Annotated in this window: 16 protein-coding genes; 7 read left to right on the plus strand and 9 right to left on the minus strand. The window is 61.0% G+C overall.

The features are described 5' to 3' along the window. Positions 1-19: 19 nt before the first annotated feature. Positions 20-1021 (minus strand): diguanylate cyclase domain-containing protein, encoded by a 1002-nt coding sequence (locus ACP15P_RS01195; RefSeq protein WP_424926662.1) that lies wholly within the window; start codon positions 1019-1021, stop codon positions 20-22. Positions 1022-1366: 345 nt separating this feature from the next. Between ACP15P_RS01195 and galE the strand changes: the two genes are divergently transcribed. Next, on the plus strand, positions 1367-2389 hold the full coding sequence (gene galE, locus ACP15P_RS01200) for a UDP-glucose 4-epimerase GalE (RefSeq protein WP_424926663.1): 1023 nt from the start codon (positions 1367-1369) through the stop codon (positions 2387-2389). Positions 2390-2396: 7 nt separating this feature from the next. Here galE and ACP15P_RS01205 read toward each other — a convergent pair whose 3' ends face one another. The 6 genes from ACP15P_RS01205 to ACP15P_RS01230 form a co-directional block, all read right to left on the minus strand. Next, on the minus strand, positions 2397-3617 hold the full coding sequence (locus ACP15P_RS01205; RefSeq protein WP_424926664.1) for a mandelate racemase/muconate lactonizing enzyme family protein: 1221 nt from the start codon (positions 3615-3617) through the stop codon (positions 2397-2399). Beyond that, a complete protein-coding gene (locus ACP15P_RS01210) occupies positions 3614-4702 on the minus strand; it encodes a zinc-binding dehydrogenase (RefSeq protein WP_424926665.1) in 1089 nt (362 codons plus the stop codon). The genes ACP15P_RS01205 and ACP15P_RS01210 overlap by 4 nt, the downstream gene beginning before the upstream one ends. A gap of 129 nt (positions 4703-4831) precedes the next feature. Then, positions 4832-5902, minus strand: coding sequence for a BMP family ABC transporter substrate-binding protein (locus ACP15P_RS01215; protein WP_424926666.1), 1071 nt, complete (start codon positions 5900-5902; stop codon positions 4832-4834). Positions 5903-5957: 55 nt separating this feature from the next. Further along, positions 5958-6917: an ABC transporter permease gene (locus ACP15P_RS01220; RefSeq protein WP_424926667.1), complete on the minus strand. Its 960-nt coding sequence runs from the start codon at positions 6915-6917 to the stop codon at positions 5958-5960. Further along, positions 6917-7984, minus strand: coding sequence for an ABC transporter permease (locus ACP15P_RS01225; RefSeq protein ID WP_424927285.1), 1068 nt, complete (start codon positions 7982-7984; stop codon positions 6917-6919). The genes ACP15P_RS01220 and ACP15P_RS01225 overlap by 1 nt, the downstream gene beginning before the upstream one ends. Then, positions 7971-9503 (minus strand): ABC transporter ATP-binding protein, encoded by a 1533-nt coding sequence (locus ACP15P_RS01230; protein WP_424926668.1) that lies wholly within the window; start codon positions 9501-9503, stop codon positions 7971-7973. The genes ACP15P_RS01225 and ACP15P_RS01230 overlap by 14 nt, the downstream gene beginning before the upstream one ends. Positions 9504-9790: 287 nt before the next feature. Between ACP15P_RS01230 and dnaE the strand changes: the two genes are divergently transcribed. Continuing rightward, positions 9791-13243, plus strand: a complete 3453-nt coding sequence (gene dnaE / locus ACP15P_RS01235) for a DNA polymerase III subunit alpha (RefSeq protein WP_424926669.1) — start codon at positions 9791-9793, stop codon at positions 13241-13243. Between the two features lie 101 nt (positions 13244-13344). On the opposite strand, the gene ACP15P_RS01240 is transcribed toward dnaE, so the two are convergent. Continuing rightward, positions 13345-13659: a DUF6280 family protein gene (locus ACP15P_RS01240; protein ID WP_424926670.1), complete on the minus strand. Its 315-nt coding sequence runs from the start codon at positions 13657-13659 to the stop codon at positions 13345-13347. A gap of 157 nt (positions 13660-13816) precedes the next feature. Next, complete coding sequence (locus ACP15P_RS01245; protein WP_424926671.1) at positions 13817-14644, minus strand: YiiX/YebB-like N1pC/P60 family cysteine hydrolase; 828 nt, start codon at positions 14642-14644, stop codon at positions 13817-13819. 278 nt (positions 14645-14922) lie between these two features. On the opposite strand from ACP15P_RS01245, the gene ACP15P_RS01250 reads away from it, so the two are divergent. From ACP15P_RS01250 to ACP15P_RS01270, 5 genes are all read left to right on the plus strand, one after another. Next, positions 14923-15471, plus strand: coding sequence for a sigma-70 family RNA polymerase sigma factor (locus tag ACP15P_RS01250; RefSeq protein WP_424926672.1), 549 nt, complete (start codon positions 14923-14925; stop codon positions 15469-15471). Then, a complete protein-coding gene (locus ACP15P_RS01255; protein ID WP_424926673.1) occupies positions 15468-16103 on the plus strand; it encodes an NrsF family protein in 636 nt (211 codons plus the stop codon). Before ACP15P_RS01250 ends, ACP15P_RS01255 begins: the two co-directional genes overlap by 4 nt. A 98-nt stretch (positions 16104-16201) precedes the next feature. Then, positions 16202-16510, plus strand: coding sequence for a hypothetical protein (locus ACP15P_RS01260; RefSeq protein WP_424926674.1), 309 nt, complete (start codon positions 16202-16204; stop codon positions 16508-16510). Between the two features lie 75 nt (positions 16511-16585). Beyond that, entirely contained in the window at positions 16586-17371 is a 786-nt protein-coding gene (gene rlmJ / locus ACP15P_RS01265; RefSeq protein ID WP_424926675.1) for a 23S rRNA (adenine(2030)-N(6))-methyltransferase RlmJ, read from the plus strand. Positions 17372-17379: 8 nt separating this feature from the next. Then, positions 17380-17799: a VanZ family protein gene (locus ACP15P_RS01270; RefSeq protein WP_424926676.1), complete on the plus strand. Its 420-nt coding sequence runs from the start codon at positions 17380-17382 to the stop codon at positions 17797-17799. Positions 17800-17865: the final 66 nt, after the last annotated feature.

A 17865-nucleotide genomic window follows, 5' to 3' on the forward strand; every position in this document is an offset into this window, starting at 1 on the left:
TTCAGGCCACGAAGCGACCCTACCCGTTCACCGCCGGTTTCCGAACAATGTCCTCGGTATAGAAGTTGAACTGCCGCCCACCACAGCTGCGGCTCTTGTAGACCGCCAGATCGACCTTGGTCATCAACTCATCCGGATCCGTGCCCTGCTCCGGCGCCAGTACGATGCCGCAGCTGCAGGTCAAGCGGATCTGGTTGCCATCCACCTCCAAGGGCCGGTCCAGCACATCCAAAATCCGGTCGGCCAGCCGCATCGCGTTCTCCGGCTCCGGCACACCCGTCTGGATGACGCCAAACTCGTCCCCATCCAGCCGCGCCACCGTGTCCGTGTCCCGCACCGTCGCCCGCAACCGCTGGGCAAAGAGCTTCAGAACCTCATCCCCGGTCCTGCGGCCAAACTCCTCGTTGACCTGGCGGAAGTTGTCCAGGTTGACCATGTGCACCGCAATCGTGGCCCCGCGCCGCACCTGCGCCGTCGCCAGTTCCAGCCGGTCATTGAACAGCATCCGGTTCGTCAGACAGGTCAGCGCATCATGCCGCGTCAGATGCTCGATGAGATCCTGATCCCGCCGCCGCTCGGTCACATCCGTATAGGTCGTCACAAACCCGCCACCCTCAAGCGGCGCACCCCGGATCTCCAGTACGTCGCCATTGGGCCGTTCCCGCTCGTAACAGTGCTGCAACTGCTTTTTCGCCAACGCCATGCGCCGCCGCACATGCATCTCCACGTCACCCGGGCCGTACTCGCCCCGCTCCGCATTGTAACGGAACAGCTCCTCCATCGTCGGCAGGCCGTTCTGAAGCAGATCATCCGTATATTCCAGCATCTCAAACTGGCGGTAGTTGCACAGAACCATCTGAAGGTTCTCATCAAACAGAGAAAGCCCGCCGGGGAAGTTGCTCACCACCTTCTCAAGCAGCTCAACCCGATCCCGCAACCGGTTGATTTCATTGGTCCAGTCGCTCTCGTCGTATTCAACCGTATTATCGTGATAAAAAGTGCTTCGATTTTGAATAAACATGACAAGATCCCGACCAGAACGCACGAAGCCGCCGCCAACTTCGCTTTCCACAACTTCAGGGATACGTGAGTTTGTTTAAACAAACCTAAAAGAATACTGCCAAATCATGAAAAGCCGGCCACTGGATAACGTTTGATTAAGACGAACGGCACCGGCCTGTCCCATGAGCACAAAGTGTAACCTCAATTTCCGCTACACAGCAGACTTAAAAAGGTCTAAACATCGTTAAGGGACAGTAGAGGGACGGTTGGGCCTAATTCACACCCGGCCTCAGCTTACAAAAGATAATCGACGGCATTCTGCTGCCCAACATGCCGTGTTTGTTTTGTGCGTAACGAGGATATTATGAACCGGGCAAATAAAAACGTACTTGTCGTCGGCGGTGCCGGCTATATCGGATCACATACAACACTCGCTTTACGGGAAGCCGGATTTAATCCGGTTGTTTACGACAATTTCTCCACCGGACACCGCGATGCCTGTTTCGGAACCACTTTGGTGGAAGGGGAACTTTCCGACAGGGACCGCCTTGTCTCGACGCTGCGCGACCATGACATTGATGGCGTGATCCACTTTGCCGCCCTGATCGAGGCTGGACAGTCCGTGGTTGGACCGCTCCCGTTCTTTCGAAACAATGTGGCCTCCACTCTGTCACTGCTGGAGGCGATGCAGGAAACCGGCATCCGCAGGCTGGTCTTTTCCTCGACGGCGGCAGTGTACGGTAACCTCCCGGACGGAAAACCCCTGAATGAGGGGCTTCCGCGCAATCCGGTCAATCCGTACGGACACACCAAATCCATGGTGGAAACCATGCTGGAGGCCACCGCGTCGGCTCACGGTCTTCAGGCCATCGCTCTGCGTTATTTCAACGCCTCCGGTGCCGATCCGCAGTGCAGAACCGGTGAACGCCATACGCCGGAAACCCACCTGATCCCTTTGATCATTGAGGCGGCGCTGGGAACGCGGGCGGCCATCAAAATCTTCGGCACGGACTATCAGACACCCGACGGCACCTGTATTCGTGACTACATCCACGTCAACGATCTCGCCACCGGTCACGTGGCCGCGCTCAACAACCTTTTTGAGACCGACCTGCCCGGAATAAGGGCCTACAACCTGGGCACCGGCACCGGTCACAGCGTCCGCGAAGTCATCGACATGGTACGCCGCATCTCCGGGCGCGACTTCGCCGTGCTCGAGGAAGGGCGCCGCGCGGGCGACCCGGCAATTCTTGTGGCCGACGCCAGTGGCGCGAACCGGGATCTTGGCTGGAAGGCCAAGCACAGCGGCATCGATCAAATAGTCCGGGATGCCTGGAACTACGCCCTCTCCGCACAGGGGGAGAGCTTCCGCTCCACCGGCAGCTGACCCGAACTCAACCGCCCGCGAAGCGGCGTTCACCCCGCGGATCGGGCGGCTGCTCACTCATTTCCAGGTGCAGCCTGTCGCCCCGCCAGGGGTGAGCCCGGGCAAGGTCCTCGTCGACCTCAATTCCAAGACCCGGGCCCGTCGGCGGAACCACATAGCCGTCCTCCCATTGGATGGTATTCCCGATCAGCGCGCCGTAGAACCCGTCGCAGGTCCCGATCGTCTCAAGCACCAGAAAATTCGGCACCGAGAGGCCAAGCTGCACACTCGCGGCCCAGGCCACCGGTCCACAATAAATATGCGGGGCCAGTTGCGCGGAAAACGCCTCCGCCAGGATGGCCACTTTGCGCGCTTCCAGAAGCCCGCCAACCCGGCCGACATTGGGCTGCACCATGCCCACGCCCCCCGAGCGCAACAGCACCGCGAAATCCGCCTTGGTGCTCAGACGCTCACCGGTCGCAATGGGAATGCGCGTGCTGTCTGCCACGGTCGCAAAATCGAGCGGGGCATCCGGCGGCACCGGCTCCTCGAACCACAGCGGATAGTATGGCTCGATCGCCTGCGCAAGCCGCACCGCACCGGACGGCGTGAACTGCCCATGCGTGCCGAAGAGCAGATCGGCGCGGTCACCCACCGCCGCGCGGATCTCACGACAAAACGCCGCGGACCGCTCGATATCCGGCATGGTCGGCTGATGCCCGCCACGCATTGTGTAGGCTCCGGCCGGATCGAACTTGATCGCCGTAAACCCGCGCTCCACCATCCGGGTGGCCTCGGCCGCCGAGGCCTCCGGATTGTTGTAGAAATCCGCCGCCTGCTCGTCCGGTCCCGGATAGAGGTAGGAATAACTCCGCAAACGGTCCCACATGCGCCCGCCCCAAAGCGCATGCACCGGCCGGTCCCGCGCCTTGCCAAGGATGTCCCAGCAGGCAATCTCGAGCCCCGAAAACGCCCCCATCACGGTCGGATCGGGCCGTTGCGTGAAACCGGCGGAATAACACCGCCGGAACATCAGCTCGATACTCTCCGGGTTCTCACCTTCCATGTGCCGCGCAAACACGTCCGTGATAACAGCCCGCATCGCCTCCGGCCCGACTGTCGCGGCATAGCACTCGCCCCAGCCCACAATCCCGCAGGCGGTCGTGACCTTCACGAATATGAAATACCGCCCGCCAAAGCCCGGCGGCGGGTTGCCAACGACTATGACATCCACATCCCGCAGCTTCATGGGCTCACATCATCGAACACAATCACGTTGCGCCCGGCGATGCCGGACCGGGTCGAGGCAATGGCCGTGTTGATCGCCTCCAGCGGAAACCGCCCCGAAATCAGTTCATCAAGCTTCAGCGCCCCGGACCGGTAGTGCTCCAGCAGAATGGGAATATCCCGCTTCAGCACGGTCTCACCCATGCGCGCGCCGACAATCTTATGGTTGAGCGCCGCCAAAATCCCCGCATCAAACGCCACGTCACTGCCGGTTGGCGGCATACCCACCACGATCACCGATCCGCCCGGCGCCAGAAACCGCACCGCAGCCCCAATCGCCGCGGCCGACCCCACGGAGACAAACACCGCATCCACGCCGCGCCCGCCATTCGCCTCCTTCACCGCCTTGTGGGCCTCCTCACCGGCCAGAACTCCGGCGGTCGCACCATAGGACGCGGCCGTGTCCAGTTTCTCAGGTGTCAGATCCACGGCAATCACGCTCCGGGCCCCGGCAATCACGGCACCCTGAATGCAGTTGAGGCCAACGCCGCCCGCCCCGACAACCGCCACGCTTTGCCCCGGCTGGATCTTCGCGGTGTTCATCACCGCCCCATAGCCGGTGATCACGCCACAGGCCAAAAGCGACGCCACATCGAGCGGAATATCATCCGGCAGACCGATGCACTGGCTCTGGTCCACCACCACGTTCTCGGCAAACGCTCCGCAGTTGATCCCCTGTACCACCGGCTCGCCCACCGCACTGCGCAGCGGCGACGGCGGAACATGCCAGGCGTCATCGCAGGAGGTCAGCGCCCCCGCATCACAGGCGGGACAATGGCCGCAGGACCGAATCAGCGTGACCAGGACCTTCTCGCCCTCGGCAAAGCCCTCGACGCCCTCACCAACCGCCTCAACCACGCCCGACGCCTCGTGCCCATAGACCGCCGGCAGGGTACCACCCCAGGCTCCGGCAGCGGCGGAAATGTCGGAATGACAGATCGCACAGGCCGCCAGCCGCACCTGAATCTGTCCCTTCCCGGGGGGATCGAGGAACACGTCCTCAATGACCAGAGGCTCTCCAAATCCGCGACAGACGGCTGCTTTCATGGCTGACCCTTCCACGTTGTGTCGCCCGCACCTTACGCCGCCGGATTCCACGCAAAAGCCAAAAAACAACCCCGCTCCGGCTTTTTTCCGGAGCGGGGTCAAATCGTCACGACGCGCGAAATGCGGGGATCAGTTGGGGATCACACCCTCAATGCCCTCAATATAGAAGTTCATGCCAAGCAGCGTGCCATCATCGGCGGTCTCACCCTCAGCCAGCCAGGGCGATCCGTCCTGCTTGTTGATCGGGCCGGTAAACGGGTGCAGTTCGCCTGCGGCAATCGCATCCGCAGCCGCCTTGGCCTGCTCGGCCAGATCCGCCGGGATTTTGTCAGAGAAATCAGCGAATGCCACCATGCCGCTGTCGATACCACCCCAGGTGTCGGTGGACTCCCAGGTGCCATCCATCACGGCCTGAACGCGGCTGACATAATACGGCGCCCAGTCATCCATGATAGCCGTCATCTGCGCATTCGGTCCAAACGAGGACTGGTCGGAGGCCTGACCGAAGGCGATGATGCCCTCCTCCTCGGCAATGGTCATCGGCGCGGTCGAATCCGTATGCTGCATCAGCACGTCCGCACCCTGCTCGATCAGCGTCTTGGCGGCATCGGCCTCCAGCGCGGGATCAAACCAGGTGTTGCTCCAGACCACCTTGAACTGCACGTCCGGGTTCACGGATTTCGCCGCCAGGTAGGCCGCGTTGATGCCCCGGATTACCTCGGGGATCGGGAACGACCCGATATAGCCCACGATGTTGCTCTCGGTCATGCCACCGGCGATCAGACCGATCACGTGCCGGCCCTCATAGAACCGCGCGGAATAGGTCGAGACGTTGTCCGCCCGCTGGTAGCCAGTGGCGTGCTCGAACTTCACGTCCGGGAACTGTTTCGCCACATTGATCGTCTGGTTCATGTAGCCAAACGAGGTGGTGAAGATCAGGTCATGACCCGACTGCGCCATCTGACGCAGCACGCGCTCGGCGTCGGCGCCTTCCGGAACGCTCTCCACAAACGTGGTCTCAACCGCGTCGCCGAACTCCTCGATCACCGCGAGGCGTCCCTGGTCATGCTCATAGGTCCAGCCGAAATCGCCAACCGGGCCCACGTAAATAAACCCGACCTTGGTCGGATCCTGTGCGAACGCCGCGGAGGCAAGCCCCGTTGCCAGAGCCGCTGCCGCAAACGTGTTTACTAGTCTCATCCCATACATCTCCTGTGGGTTACATCCGGCATCATGCCATGTTTTGGTCGAACATCTAGCCCGATCCGGTGAAGGTCCGCCCCAGACTTGCCGGAGCATTTGAACGTGCTTTGGAGCCGTCGGCGGAAATAACCACCAGAACGGCAATCGTGATCAGATACGGCGTCATTGAAAGATACTGCGCCTGGGCCGGTATGCCCACCGACTGCAGCCAGGACAGAAACCCCGACGCCTGCAGGTTCAGCTGCAAAATCGTCACTCCGCCGAAGAGCCAAGCACCGAGCAGAACCCGCCAAGGCCGCCAGGCCGAAAACACCACAATCGCCAGCGCGATCCAGCCCGCGCCAGCCGTCATGCCCTCGGTCCATTGCGGCACGCGCGCCAGCGACAGATACGCCCCGCCAAGCCCGGCGCAGGCCCCGCCAAAGGCAATCGCCGCCAGGCGGATCGCGACCACCGAATAGCCCAGCGAATGCGCCGCATCATGGTTTTCACCGACAGCGCGCAATACCAGCCCCCGCCGGGTGAATTTCAAAAACCACCAGACCGCGACCACCAGGGCAATCCCGAGGTAAATCACGATGTCATAACTGAAAAAAAGCCGCCCAAGCAGCGGTATCTCCGAGAGCACCGGGATCTCCAGCCGCGCCACCGTAGGCGATTTCACCCCGGTAAAGGGCTGGCCAATCAGAGCCGAAATCCCCAGCCCAAACAGCGTCAACGCCAGCCCGGTCGCCACCTGGTTCGACAACAGGTACTGCGTCATCACGCCAAATATCAGCGACAGAACACAGCCACCCGCGGCCCCGGCCACAAACCCCAGCGCGGGCGAACCGGTCTTGACCGCCGTGGCAAAACCACAGATCGCGCCGACGATCATCATGCCCTCAACCCCGAGGTTAAGAACACCGGATTTCTCCACCACCAGCTCGCCAATCGCCGCAAACAAAAGCGGCGTCGCCGCAGCCACCAGACCGACAAACAGCGCGACCGGATCAACAACCGACAGATCCATCAGACCTCCCCCCGCCGCACAATCCGGACCCGGTAGCGGGTCAAAAGGTCAACGGCCAGCAGGATAAACAGAAGCAGCCCCTGGAACACTGAAATTGCCGCCGACGGGATCCCCAGCGCAAACTGCGCCGTCTCGCCACCAATATAGGTCAGCGCCATCACCATCCCGGCAAACAGAATACCAACCGGGCTCAAGCGCCCCAGAAACGCCACAATGATGGCGGTAAACCCGTATCCCACCGGCAGGCTCGGCTGCAGCTGCCCAATCGGCCCCGCCACCTCAAAGAGACCCGCCAGACCCGCCATCGCGCCGGAAAGGCCGAGGCAGATCACGGTCAGCCGCTTCGCATTCACGCCCGAAAACGCCGCCGCCCGCGGCGCCTGCCCCAGGAGCCGCACGTTAAATCCAAACAGATGCCGGGTCAGGAAAATCTGCGCCGCCAGTACCGCGACCATGGTCACGATAATCCCCACATGCACCCGCGTCCCCTCCATCAGGATGGGCAGCCGCGCACTGTCATGGAACAGACGGCTCTGCGGGAAATTGAACCCGTCCGGGTCACGCAGAGGCCCCGACACCATCGCCGACAAAAACAGCGTGGCCACATACACAAGCATCAGGCTGACAAGGATCTCATTGGCGTTGAACCGGATCTTCAAAAACGCCGGGATCATCGCCCAGGCCGCGCCACCGGCAATCCCGGCCACTGCCATCAGCGGCAGGAGCCAGGCCCCCTCCACGTTCCAGAACGCCAGTGCCACCGCACTCCCGGCAAGGCCACCCATCACATACTGGCCTTCCGCACCGATATTCCAGATCCCCGCCCGAAACCCGAAGGACAGCCCAAGCGCAATGAGAATTAGCGGCGAGGCCTTGATGAGCAGTTCCGTGCGCGAATACGGGTCGAACAGCGGCTCTATAAATATAGTGTGGATCGCCTCAAACGGGTTCTTGCCAAGAGCGGCAAACAACAGCCCGCCGACAACCATGGTGATCAGAACCGCAGCCGCCGGAGCCAGCGCCTGGATCAGCGTCGTCGTCTCGGTTCTCGGCTCAAGGCGCAGCATGCTCACCCCCGCTCTCCGCCACGCTGAAATCGCCGCCCATCATCCGGCCAATCGCCTCGATGCTCATGCCCGCGGCCGGGCGCACCGGTGACAGCCGCCCATTGGCCAGCACCGCAAACGTGTCGGAAATCTCCATCAATTCATCCAGGTCCTGACTGATCACCAGAACCCCGGCCCCGCGTTCGGCAAGCTCCCGCAGCGCCCGCCGGATCTGCGACGCGGCATGGGCATCCACGCCCCATGTTGGCTGATTGACCGCCAGAACCACCGGCTCCTGCAACACCTCGCGCCCGACCACAAATTTCTGAAGGTTCCCGCCTGACAGCGCCCCGGCCAGCGTCGCCGTACCGGGCGTGCGCACGTCAAAGCCCTTGATAATGTCCTTGGCGAAGGCCTCAATCGCTGACGGTTTGGAGAACCCGTTCGACGCCAGCCCCTTGCGCACCCGCCCGGTCAGAAACGCATTTTCCGACAGCGTCATCGCCGGGGCCGCCGCATGGCCCAACCGTTCCTCCGGCGCTGCCTGCAACCCGACCCGCCGCCGCGCTGTCGGCCCCATCCGGCTCACATCCCTGTCCTTCAACCGAATGCTGTTCGCCGCACATGTCCGCTCTCCGGAGAGCGCCAGCATAAACTCGTCCTGACCATTCCCGGCCACCCCGGCAATGCCCAGCACCTCGCCCGCGCGCAGTGACACGGAAATATCCGACAGCGGCACGCCAAACTGCCCCAAAGCTGGAAGGCTCAACCCCTCAATCGACAGAAGTCTCTCACCCGGACTGAAATTGCCCGCCACCGGATGCGCCAGTTCCTGGCCGATCATCATGCCCGCCATGCTCCGCGCGGTCTCCTCCGCCGGAATGCAGGTGCCAACAACCTTACCATGCCGCAAAATCGTCGCCCGGTCACAGAGCTGCCGGATCTCATCGAGCTTGTGGGAAATATAGAGGATCGCCACGCCTTCGCTCTTCAGCTTGCGCAGAGTGCCAAACAGGATCTCCACCTCCTGCGGCGTCAACACGGAGGTCGGCTCATCCATGATCAGAAGCCGCGGATCCTGTAAAAGACAGCGAACGATCTCGACCCTCTGGCGGATTCCCACCGAAAGATCCCCGACCAGCCGGTCCGGCTCCAGCGGCAGACCGTATTCTTTCGAGACCTTCACAATCCGGGCGGCCAACTCACCCCGCGGAGGCGGGTTCTCCATGCCCAGTTCGATATTCTCCGCAACGGTCAACGCCTCGAACAGCGAGAAGTGCTGAAACACCATCGCCACGCCGGACGCCCGCGCCGCCACCGGCCCGGCCGGCTCATAGGCGGCCCCGGCGAAACGCATCGCTCCGGTGTCAGGCCGCACCAGCCCGTAGATCATTTTCACAAGCGTCGACTTGCCGGCACCGTTCTCCCCCAGCAGCGCGTGAATCTCCCCCCGGTCGACCGAGAACCGGACGTCGTCATTCGCCTTCACACCTGGGTAGGATTTGGAAACCCCGTCGAGGTCGAGCAGCGGTTCGGTCAACGGGCGGACCCCGAAAAACGCACGTCAAAACCCTGCCGATTGCGCCAAATGCCGTGCAATCTGTGCCATTTCATGAGCAATCTGTGCCAAACCAGGAACAATCTGTGCCAACTCACATACAATCTGCGCCAACTCACACCGGTTTTGTGCCACCAGGAACTCCATTTGCGCCAACGGAATCCCCCCACCGGCTTCACAAAACCGTCACCATCAGGCAATTTTTTTTTTTGAAACGCAAGACGGTTAAAACCCGTTGCGGCTGATTACCGGGCTGGTACAACCTCCGGATGGAACATCCGCGCTTCATTCACCTCCGCCTTCACTCCGCCTATTCCCTGCTTGAGGGAGCCATCCCCGCCAAGGATCTGGCCGACCTGTGCAGGGCCGATGACATGCCCGCGGTTGGCATCACCGACACGGGAAATCTCTTTGGTGCCATGGAGTTATCGGCCAAGCTCTCCGGAGCGGGTATTCAGCCCATCTTCGGTTGCGAGTTCCGTCTGGCCCATGAAAAGCCTGCACATCCGGGCGAGCAGCCGCCCGAACCCCACCGCATCGTTCTGCTCGCGCAGAGCGAAACCGGGTTTGAGAACCTGCTCAAAATTTCAACAGCAAACTTCCTCGACCCCGGCTCGGCGCAGCCACATATCACACTCGATACGCTCAATGCCCACTCCGATGGGTTGATCTGCCTCACCGGCGCCGCCGAAGGCCCCCTCGGCCAGCTCATCGCCAACGGCCTCAACAACCGCGCGCGGGTTTTGGCACAAAATCTGGCCAAAGCCTTCCCAAACCGCCTGTATATTGAGCTTCAGCGTCATCCGAGCAATGGCACCCCACGCACCGACGCCCAGGCCGCCAGCGAGCCGGGCCTCATCGACCTCGCCTACGAGCTTGAACTCCCCCTCGTCGCCACCAACAACGTGCACTTCCCGAAACGTGACATGTACGAGGCCCATGACGCGCTGTTGTGCATCGCGGACGGCACCTATGTCGACCAGCAGGAAGACCGCCGCAGGCTGACGGCCGAGCATTACTTCAAATCCCAGGCCGAGATGGTGGAGCTCTTCTCCGACATTCCGGAAGCAATTGAAAACACGGTCGAAATCGCTCGACGCTGTGCCTATCGACCCAAAAAACGCGCGCCGATCCTGCCCCGGTTTGCCGATGACGAGGTGGAGGAGCTGCGCCTTCAGGCCAAGGCCGGGCTTGAGGCAAGGCTGGAAGCAATCGACCTTGCCGCAAGCCGCGAGGACTATTTCGCCCGCCTCGATTACGAGCTTTCCGTCATCGAGCGCATGGGGTTCCCCGGCTACTTTCTGATCGTTGCCGACTTCATTAAATGGGCCAAGGACCACGACATCCCCGTAGGCCCTGGCCGCGGCTCCGGTGCGGGTTCACTGGTGGCCTACGCCCTCACGATCACCGACCTCGACCCCCTGCGCTACAGCCTCCTGTTCGAGCGGTTCCTGAACCCCGAACGTGTCTCCATGCCGGACTTCGATATCGACTTCTGCATGGACCGCCGCGAGGAAGTCATTCAATACGTACAGGAAAAATATGGCCGCGACCGTGTGGCCCAAATCATCACCTTCGGTGCGCTTCTGTCCAAAGCCGCCGTGCGCGACGTTGGCCGCGTGCTGCAAATGCCCTACGGTCAGGTTGACCGGCTGTCGAAACTGATCCCGGTCGATGGCGTAAAACCGGTCAGCATCGAAAAGGCTCTCGCGGATGAACCGCGCCTGCGCGAGGAGGCCAGGGCCGAGGAACAGGTACAGCGGCTTCTGGACATCGCCAAATCGATCGAGGGCCTCTTCCGCAACGCCTCCACCCACGCCGCCGGTGTGGTGATCGGCGACCGGCCCCTGAACGAATTGGTGCCGCTCTACCGCGACCCGCGTTCGGACATGCCTGCGACCCAATACAACATGAAATGGGTCGAGGAAGCGGGTCTCGTGAAGTTCGATTTCCTCGGTCTGAAGACGCTGACGGTCATTCAGAACGCGATCGACCTTCTGAAAAACCGTAACGAAAACATTGATATCGGCGCAATCCCCCTCGACGACGAGAAGACCTATCAGCTCTATGCCAATGCCGCGACCGTTGCCGTGTTCCAGGTGGAAAGCCCAGGCATGCGCAGCGCCCTGCGCCAGCTGAAACCTAACTGCATTGAGGACATCATCGCGCTCGTTGCCCTCTACCGGCCCGGCCCAATGGAGAACATCCCGACATTCTGTGCGGTGAAAAACGGGCAGCAGAAACGCGAAAACCTGCATGAGACCATCGACTCGATCCTCGACGAGACCCAGGGCATCATCGTCTACCAGGAGCAGGTGATGGAGATCGCCCGGAAAATGGCCGGGTACTCACTCGGCGGCGCCGACCTTCTGCGCCGCGCGATGGGTAAGAAGATCCAAGAGGCCATGGACGCCGAAAAACCCAAATTTCTCAAGGGTGCGGCGGAAAACGGGGTCTCCAAATCGAAGGCTGAGGAGGTCTGGAACCTTCTCGACAAATTCGCCAATTACGGCTTCAACAAATCTCACGCGGCGGCCTACGCCGTGGTCAGCTACCAGACCGCCTGGCTAAAAGCGAACCACCCTGTTGAGTTCATGGCCGCCGTCATGAACTCCGATCTCCACCTGACCGACAAGCTCGGGACCTACAAACAGGAGATTGACCGGCTCAATATCGAGATGGTGCCGCCCTGCGTGAACCATTCACAGCCGAAATTTTCGGTCCAGGACGGCAAGATCATCTACGCGCTCGGCGCCCTGAAAAATGTCGGTGCGGAGGCCATGGAACTGATCGCGGCAGAGGTGCGCACCAATGGCCGTTTCTCGGGTCTGTTCGACTTCGCGGCGCGTGTCGACCTGCGGCGGATCGGGAAGAAGGCGCTGGAAATGCTGGCAAAAGCCGGCGCCCTGGACTCTCTCGATTCCAACCGGCGCAAGGTTCTGACCAGTATCGAAACGCTCATCGCCTATTCCGCCGCCGTGCACCGCGAAAAGGAATCCGCCCAGGAAAGCCTGTTTGGCGAGGCGACCGGCAGCCTGCCCGAACCGAAACTGCCGCAGCCTGAACAGTGGAACGTTTCAGAGCGGCTCAACCACGAGCATCAGGCGGTCGGGTTTTACCTCTCCGGCCACCCGCTGGATGACTATGAAGGCGCACTTAAGCGCAAAAAAGTTGAGACCTACGTGGACCTTGTTCGGAAATCGGCTGGAAAGACCCAGATGATCGCGAGGGTCGCCGGCACGGTTTCCGCCCGGGACGAACGCAAATCCGCACGTGGATCACGCTTCGCTTTTGTCCGGCTGTCCGACCCAACCGGCCTTTTTGAGGTACGCGTGTTCTCGGAAGTCCTTGAAGCGTCACGGGAACACCTGGAACCGGGCTCGAATGTGGTGATGACGGTGAAGGTCGATGTGGAGGGCGACAGCCTGAGCATGCTTGCCACCGCCGTCGTTCCCATCGACAAAGCCGTTGAGGGCGTCGCCTCCATGGGAGCGCGCATCTTCATCAGCGATCCGGAACTGGCCAGCAGCCTGCCCGGCCATATTGAGAGCATCACCTCCGTGGGCCGTGGCGTCCGGCCCGGGCCGGTTAATCTTGTGCTGATCCACCCAACCCTGCCGGCGGAGGTGGAAATCGCTCTCGAAAAACCCTACGCGCTCAACCCCGGAATTGTGCGGGCGCTGCGGTCGGTCGAAGGCATTGTGCATGTTGAGGAATTTTAGCTGGGACCGGATCCCGGCTACGTTTAAATCCGGCGACCGCCCATGAAAAAACGCGCTACCCGGGTTTCGGGTACGCGCGTTTCTCGGGTCGTCAGGCAGTATCAAGCAGCTTCGGCGCGCTGTGCCTGGCGTTCACTTTCCTCGCGGCTCAGGGCAACGGAGGTCCGCACACCGCGACCAACGAATTCCATCATGCCTTTGACGGTACGCTCGTTCGGGTCGATACCGGCGCACATCAATACCTCACGGCCATCCCGGGAGCGTGCCCAGCGGGCGATCACTTCGGGGCCGTTACCGTATTTCTTGTCGTCTGCAATCGCATCATCCAGCGCAGCCAGTACCACCGCAGCAAACAACTTCTGCGCGCGGGCACCCTGATCATTGGTGTAAGCGACCTCATCCACGTAATCTAACACTACGTTTTCCTCTTTTTTACCGGTTTGAATGGTGCTCGGGCAATATGACCATTTCATGACCAATGTGTTCTGCAAATTCCGCATGGCTGCCATGCACCCTGCGAAACCCTTATCGTTTGCTTTATATTGGTCACGCAACAAATTTTTTCAACCCGGGTCACATTTGTCGCTTTTTCAATCCCTCCGTCGCGTCTTCCCCGTCCGCCCCAATGGTCTTGCTGCTCCAGACAAGGTTGCGGTAATTAAAGCCGGCCTCAAGCGTCGGTTTTATGATGTGAAAATAAGGGGATAGGTCAAAATCCCTCGGCGCATAAAGCGAGTGGTGCCGGATGTGCAGGATCTCGCGGCGCTGGTTCCGGGCCATGGAATCCGCGCGAAACTCCTTCGTGATCTTCGGCAGAACCGGGTATTTAATCTTCTGAAACGCCTCCGCGATTAGCGACGAACAGATCGCCCGCGTCGGATCGCCGGAGCCGAACGACAGCATCCGCCGACGCCATCGAACCGGAATCGGAGGGGTCGGAATTAAGAATCGGAGCATGTCGGCGATGTTCTTCAGGTCATATTTTTTGCCCAGACTGCGGATCATGAAGTCCACAACCTCGGCCTTGTCCTGCACGGTGAGGTGGCTCGCCCGGCAGATCCGTGTGTTGAAATACTCGTATTTCGACAGAGGAACGGCGATGCAGCCCTTGGCCAGATCCACCTCGATCAAGCTCAGCGGCTCCCCTGTCGGTGAGACACGACCCACCGCGTTGCCTACGTAAAGCGCAGCATGGGACCAGGTCGACTGGGTCAGGTACTTGATCCCCTGGGAGATGCGGGCATGCCCCTCGACCAGCAGAACATCCCCTGGCTGGAGCACCTGGCGAAGCGCCACCACATTGGCGTGGGTATACGGCACGAACCCCGATGGCGTCTCCTCCAGCCGTCTGGCGAGAAAGCGCCCCAGTCTCTGGGCAATCATGTCGTAAAAACGGCTCATTGCGTTTCCGTATCCCTCAACCGTTTACTTGCCAGCCCACCTTACCATGAGGCCGGTTCGGTTTTCACGCTTCCCACCCAACCACAAGTTTGTGAACAACCTGCTTACCCGTAAGGCCGCATTATTTTGAGACAACAAGCGTATCACAAAGGGTTTTTCCACTGTGTGCTTTTCATCACTTTCACTTTTTGTAATGAATTCCGTAAAAAAAGAACTTCGTATGGGAGAGGTCGGCGGGACATGTAACAAACCCGCAACCGTTACCGAAAGGACGATGCATGGGAACAGCTGGCGACGCGAGCCTGGAAGAACTTCTGAAGGCAGCCAACCGTGGCGATCAGCGTGCCTATACGGGCTTTTTGACGGCGGTGACGCCGCTGTTGAGAGGTATTGCCCGGTCGCGGGGATCGGGCCTTGGTAACGAGGTATGTGAGGATATCGTGCAGGAAACACTTCTTGCCATACACCAGAAGCGCCATACATGGCGTGAGGATCTGCCGGTCCGGCCGTGGCTCTATGCCATTGTCCGCTACAAGGTGGTGGACGCCTTCCGGTCGCGTGGACGCCGCGTTCACATGCAGATCGACGACTTTGCCGAGACCATCGCAGCCGAGCCCGATGAGGATCTGACGGTAAGGAGCGACATGGACAGGGTTATATCACAGCTCGATGACCGCTCCGCGAGGATCGTGCGTTCGATCGGAATCGACGGCGACAGTATCGCGGACGTGTCCGGCAAACTTGGAATGACGGAGACCGCAGTGCGCGTTGCGCTGCACCGTGGGCTGAAGAAGCTCAGCGGTCTGCGGGAAAGGATGATTGAATGAACACCGAACAGTTTATTCAGACGCTGTCCGCCGACAGCCAGATGGAACAGCGCGTTGACCGCAGTCTGGTAATTGCGCTGGTCGTCAGTGGCCTCATCACCGGAGGTCTGTTTCTTGCGCTCTTCGGCATTCGGCCGGACATCGGGACGGCCATCACACGCCCCGATGTGCTACTGAAACAGGTGTTTCCGTGGGTGGTCGCTTTGGCCGGTCTCGGGATCGTCGTTCGACTGAGCCGCCCCGGCGCGAAGGCGGGAGCGTGGATCTGGCCGCTTCTGGCTGTGCCCGTGGCCATATTGCTGGCCATTGGACAGGAGATGATGCTGATCTCACCCGATTTGTGGGCGAGAACCGCAATGGGTCACAGCGCCATGATCTGTCTGTCTACCATCCCCCTGCTCGCCCTGCCGATTGCGGCGGTGTGCTTTTGGGTACTGCGTGACGGCGCGGCGACCCGGCCCACTCTGTGCGGCGCGTTTGCGGGGCTGATGTCGGGCGGCGCGGCGGCGGCGATGTATGCCTTCTTCTGCACCGATGACAGCCCGATGTTTTTCGGAATCTGGTACGTGGCCGGCATTGGCATCGTGACGCTTGCCGGAGCGGTTGCGGGCACAAAATTCCTGAAATGGTAGAAAAGCGCACGGGCCGCGGAAACTGCTGCGGCCCCACGTTAATGCGGGGCTAACCTTGATGTGGTCTGAGTCCGTCCACCCAACCGGAAGGACATCACATGTTCCGCATGAGCCTGACCGTCTTAGTTTTCTCTGCCGCCCTGCCGATTCAAATGGCCAGCGCGGAAACCACTGGCAGCTCCGTACGACGGTCTCCGCAGGTGATCGATGTCAACCCGGCCGCCTTCGAGAACTCGGACAGCGGAACCATCACGATCCACCGCGGCAGCCGCCGATCCCGTGACACCGGACGCTGGACCGCAGCATCCGGAATCTTCACCCCCACTGTCGTCGAGGAGAGTTTCCACCCCGCCGGTGACTGCAATGACGGGTTTCTCTCGGGCGTTGCGGAGGCTCCACTGCCTTAAATCCCGGTGAGCGGATAATTCCCCCGCCCCGCAACTCTATGGTCAACCGCGACCGTAGCGGTTATTGCGCGCATCATGCTTTCCTATCAGCACGCCTATCATGCGGCCGGCCCCGCGGACCTGCACAAACACATCGCACTTGCGGAGATGCTGACGCTGCTGACCGCGAAGAAGCGTGGAATCAGCTACGTGGAAACCCACGCGGGGCGCGGGCTGTATGACCTGGCGGGAGCGGAATCCGCCAAAACCGGTGAGGCCGAAACTGGCCTGGGGCGGTTCGGTGACGCGCACGACGGTGCATTTGGGTTCGCCCTTGAGCAGACCCGCGCAAATTATGGTCCAGACGCCTATCCTGGCTCGCCGCTTGTGGCGGCAAATCTGCTGCGCGATGTGGACCGTATTACGTTCATGGAACTGCATCCGGGCGAGCATCAGCACCTGAAACGTGCCATGTCCGGTCATGCGGCCGCCGTCCATCGCCGGGACGGCCTGGAGGGCGTTCTGGCGCTCGCGCCCTTCCAGCCACGTCGGGGACTGGTGCTGGTGGACCCGTCCTACGAGGTCAAAACCGAATACGCCGCGATTGCGGAGTTCACCCTCAAACTGATCAGAAAATGGCCGGAAACCGCAATTATGATCTGGTATCCGCTGCTCAAAGCGGCAAGGCACGGCGAGATGCTGTCAAAAGTCCGTGCGCGCCTGCCGGTTATGGTTGACGAGGTGACCTTTCGCCAGCCACCAGAGAGGGGCATGTTCGGATCGGGTCTGGCACTCGTCAACGCGCCTTACGGGGCCGGGTCCGTATTTTCAAAGACGCACCGGATGGCGGCAGCCGTTCTGGTCCCCCAGTCCGGGAAGTAATTTGAGTAATGATTGACCTGATCCGGCGCCTGAACGCCAAGACCTGGCCGTATACGACCTTCCTGCTGCTGTGCTTTGTAACTTACGCAAGCCTTTTCCCGCTTCCAGAACTTGATGGCCGTTGGTTCCGTCATGCGGACAAGGTCAAGCACATGATGGCCTACGCCGCGCTGGCCCTGCCGGTCGCCCTGGCGCGGCCCCGGCTCGCGTGGGCGCTGGCCGTCGTGTTTGTAATGTGGAGCGGTGTCATGGAACTCATTCAGCCCTACGCGCACCGCCATCGCGATCTGCTGGATCTCGTCGCCAATACGATCGGTCTGGGCTCCGGCCTTGTTTCAGCTCACATTTTGCGCGCAATAGCCCATCGCTGGGAACGCCGGAACGCGGCTGCGGTTCAGGCCGCGCATGTTCAGCCAGCCGGCGAATAGCCCCAACCGAACCAACTCCACAAAACGGAAATCCTGACACCGAACGCCCGGGTGGCGTGTGACGCA

Origin of the sequence: Amaricoccus tamworthensis (genome assembly GCF_049800875.1) — a bacterium.
GTDB lineage: Bacteria > Pseudomonadota > Alphaproteobacteria > Rhodobacterales > Rhodobacteraceae > Amaricoccus > Amaricoccus tamworthensis.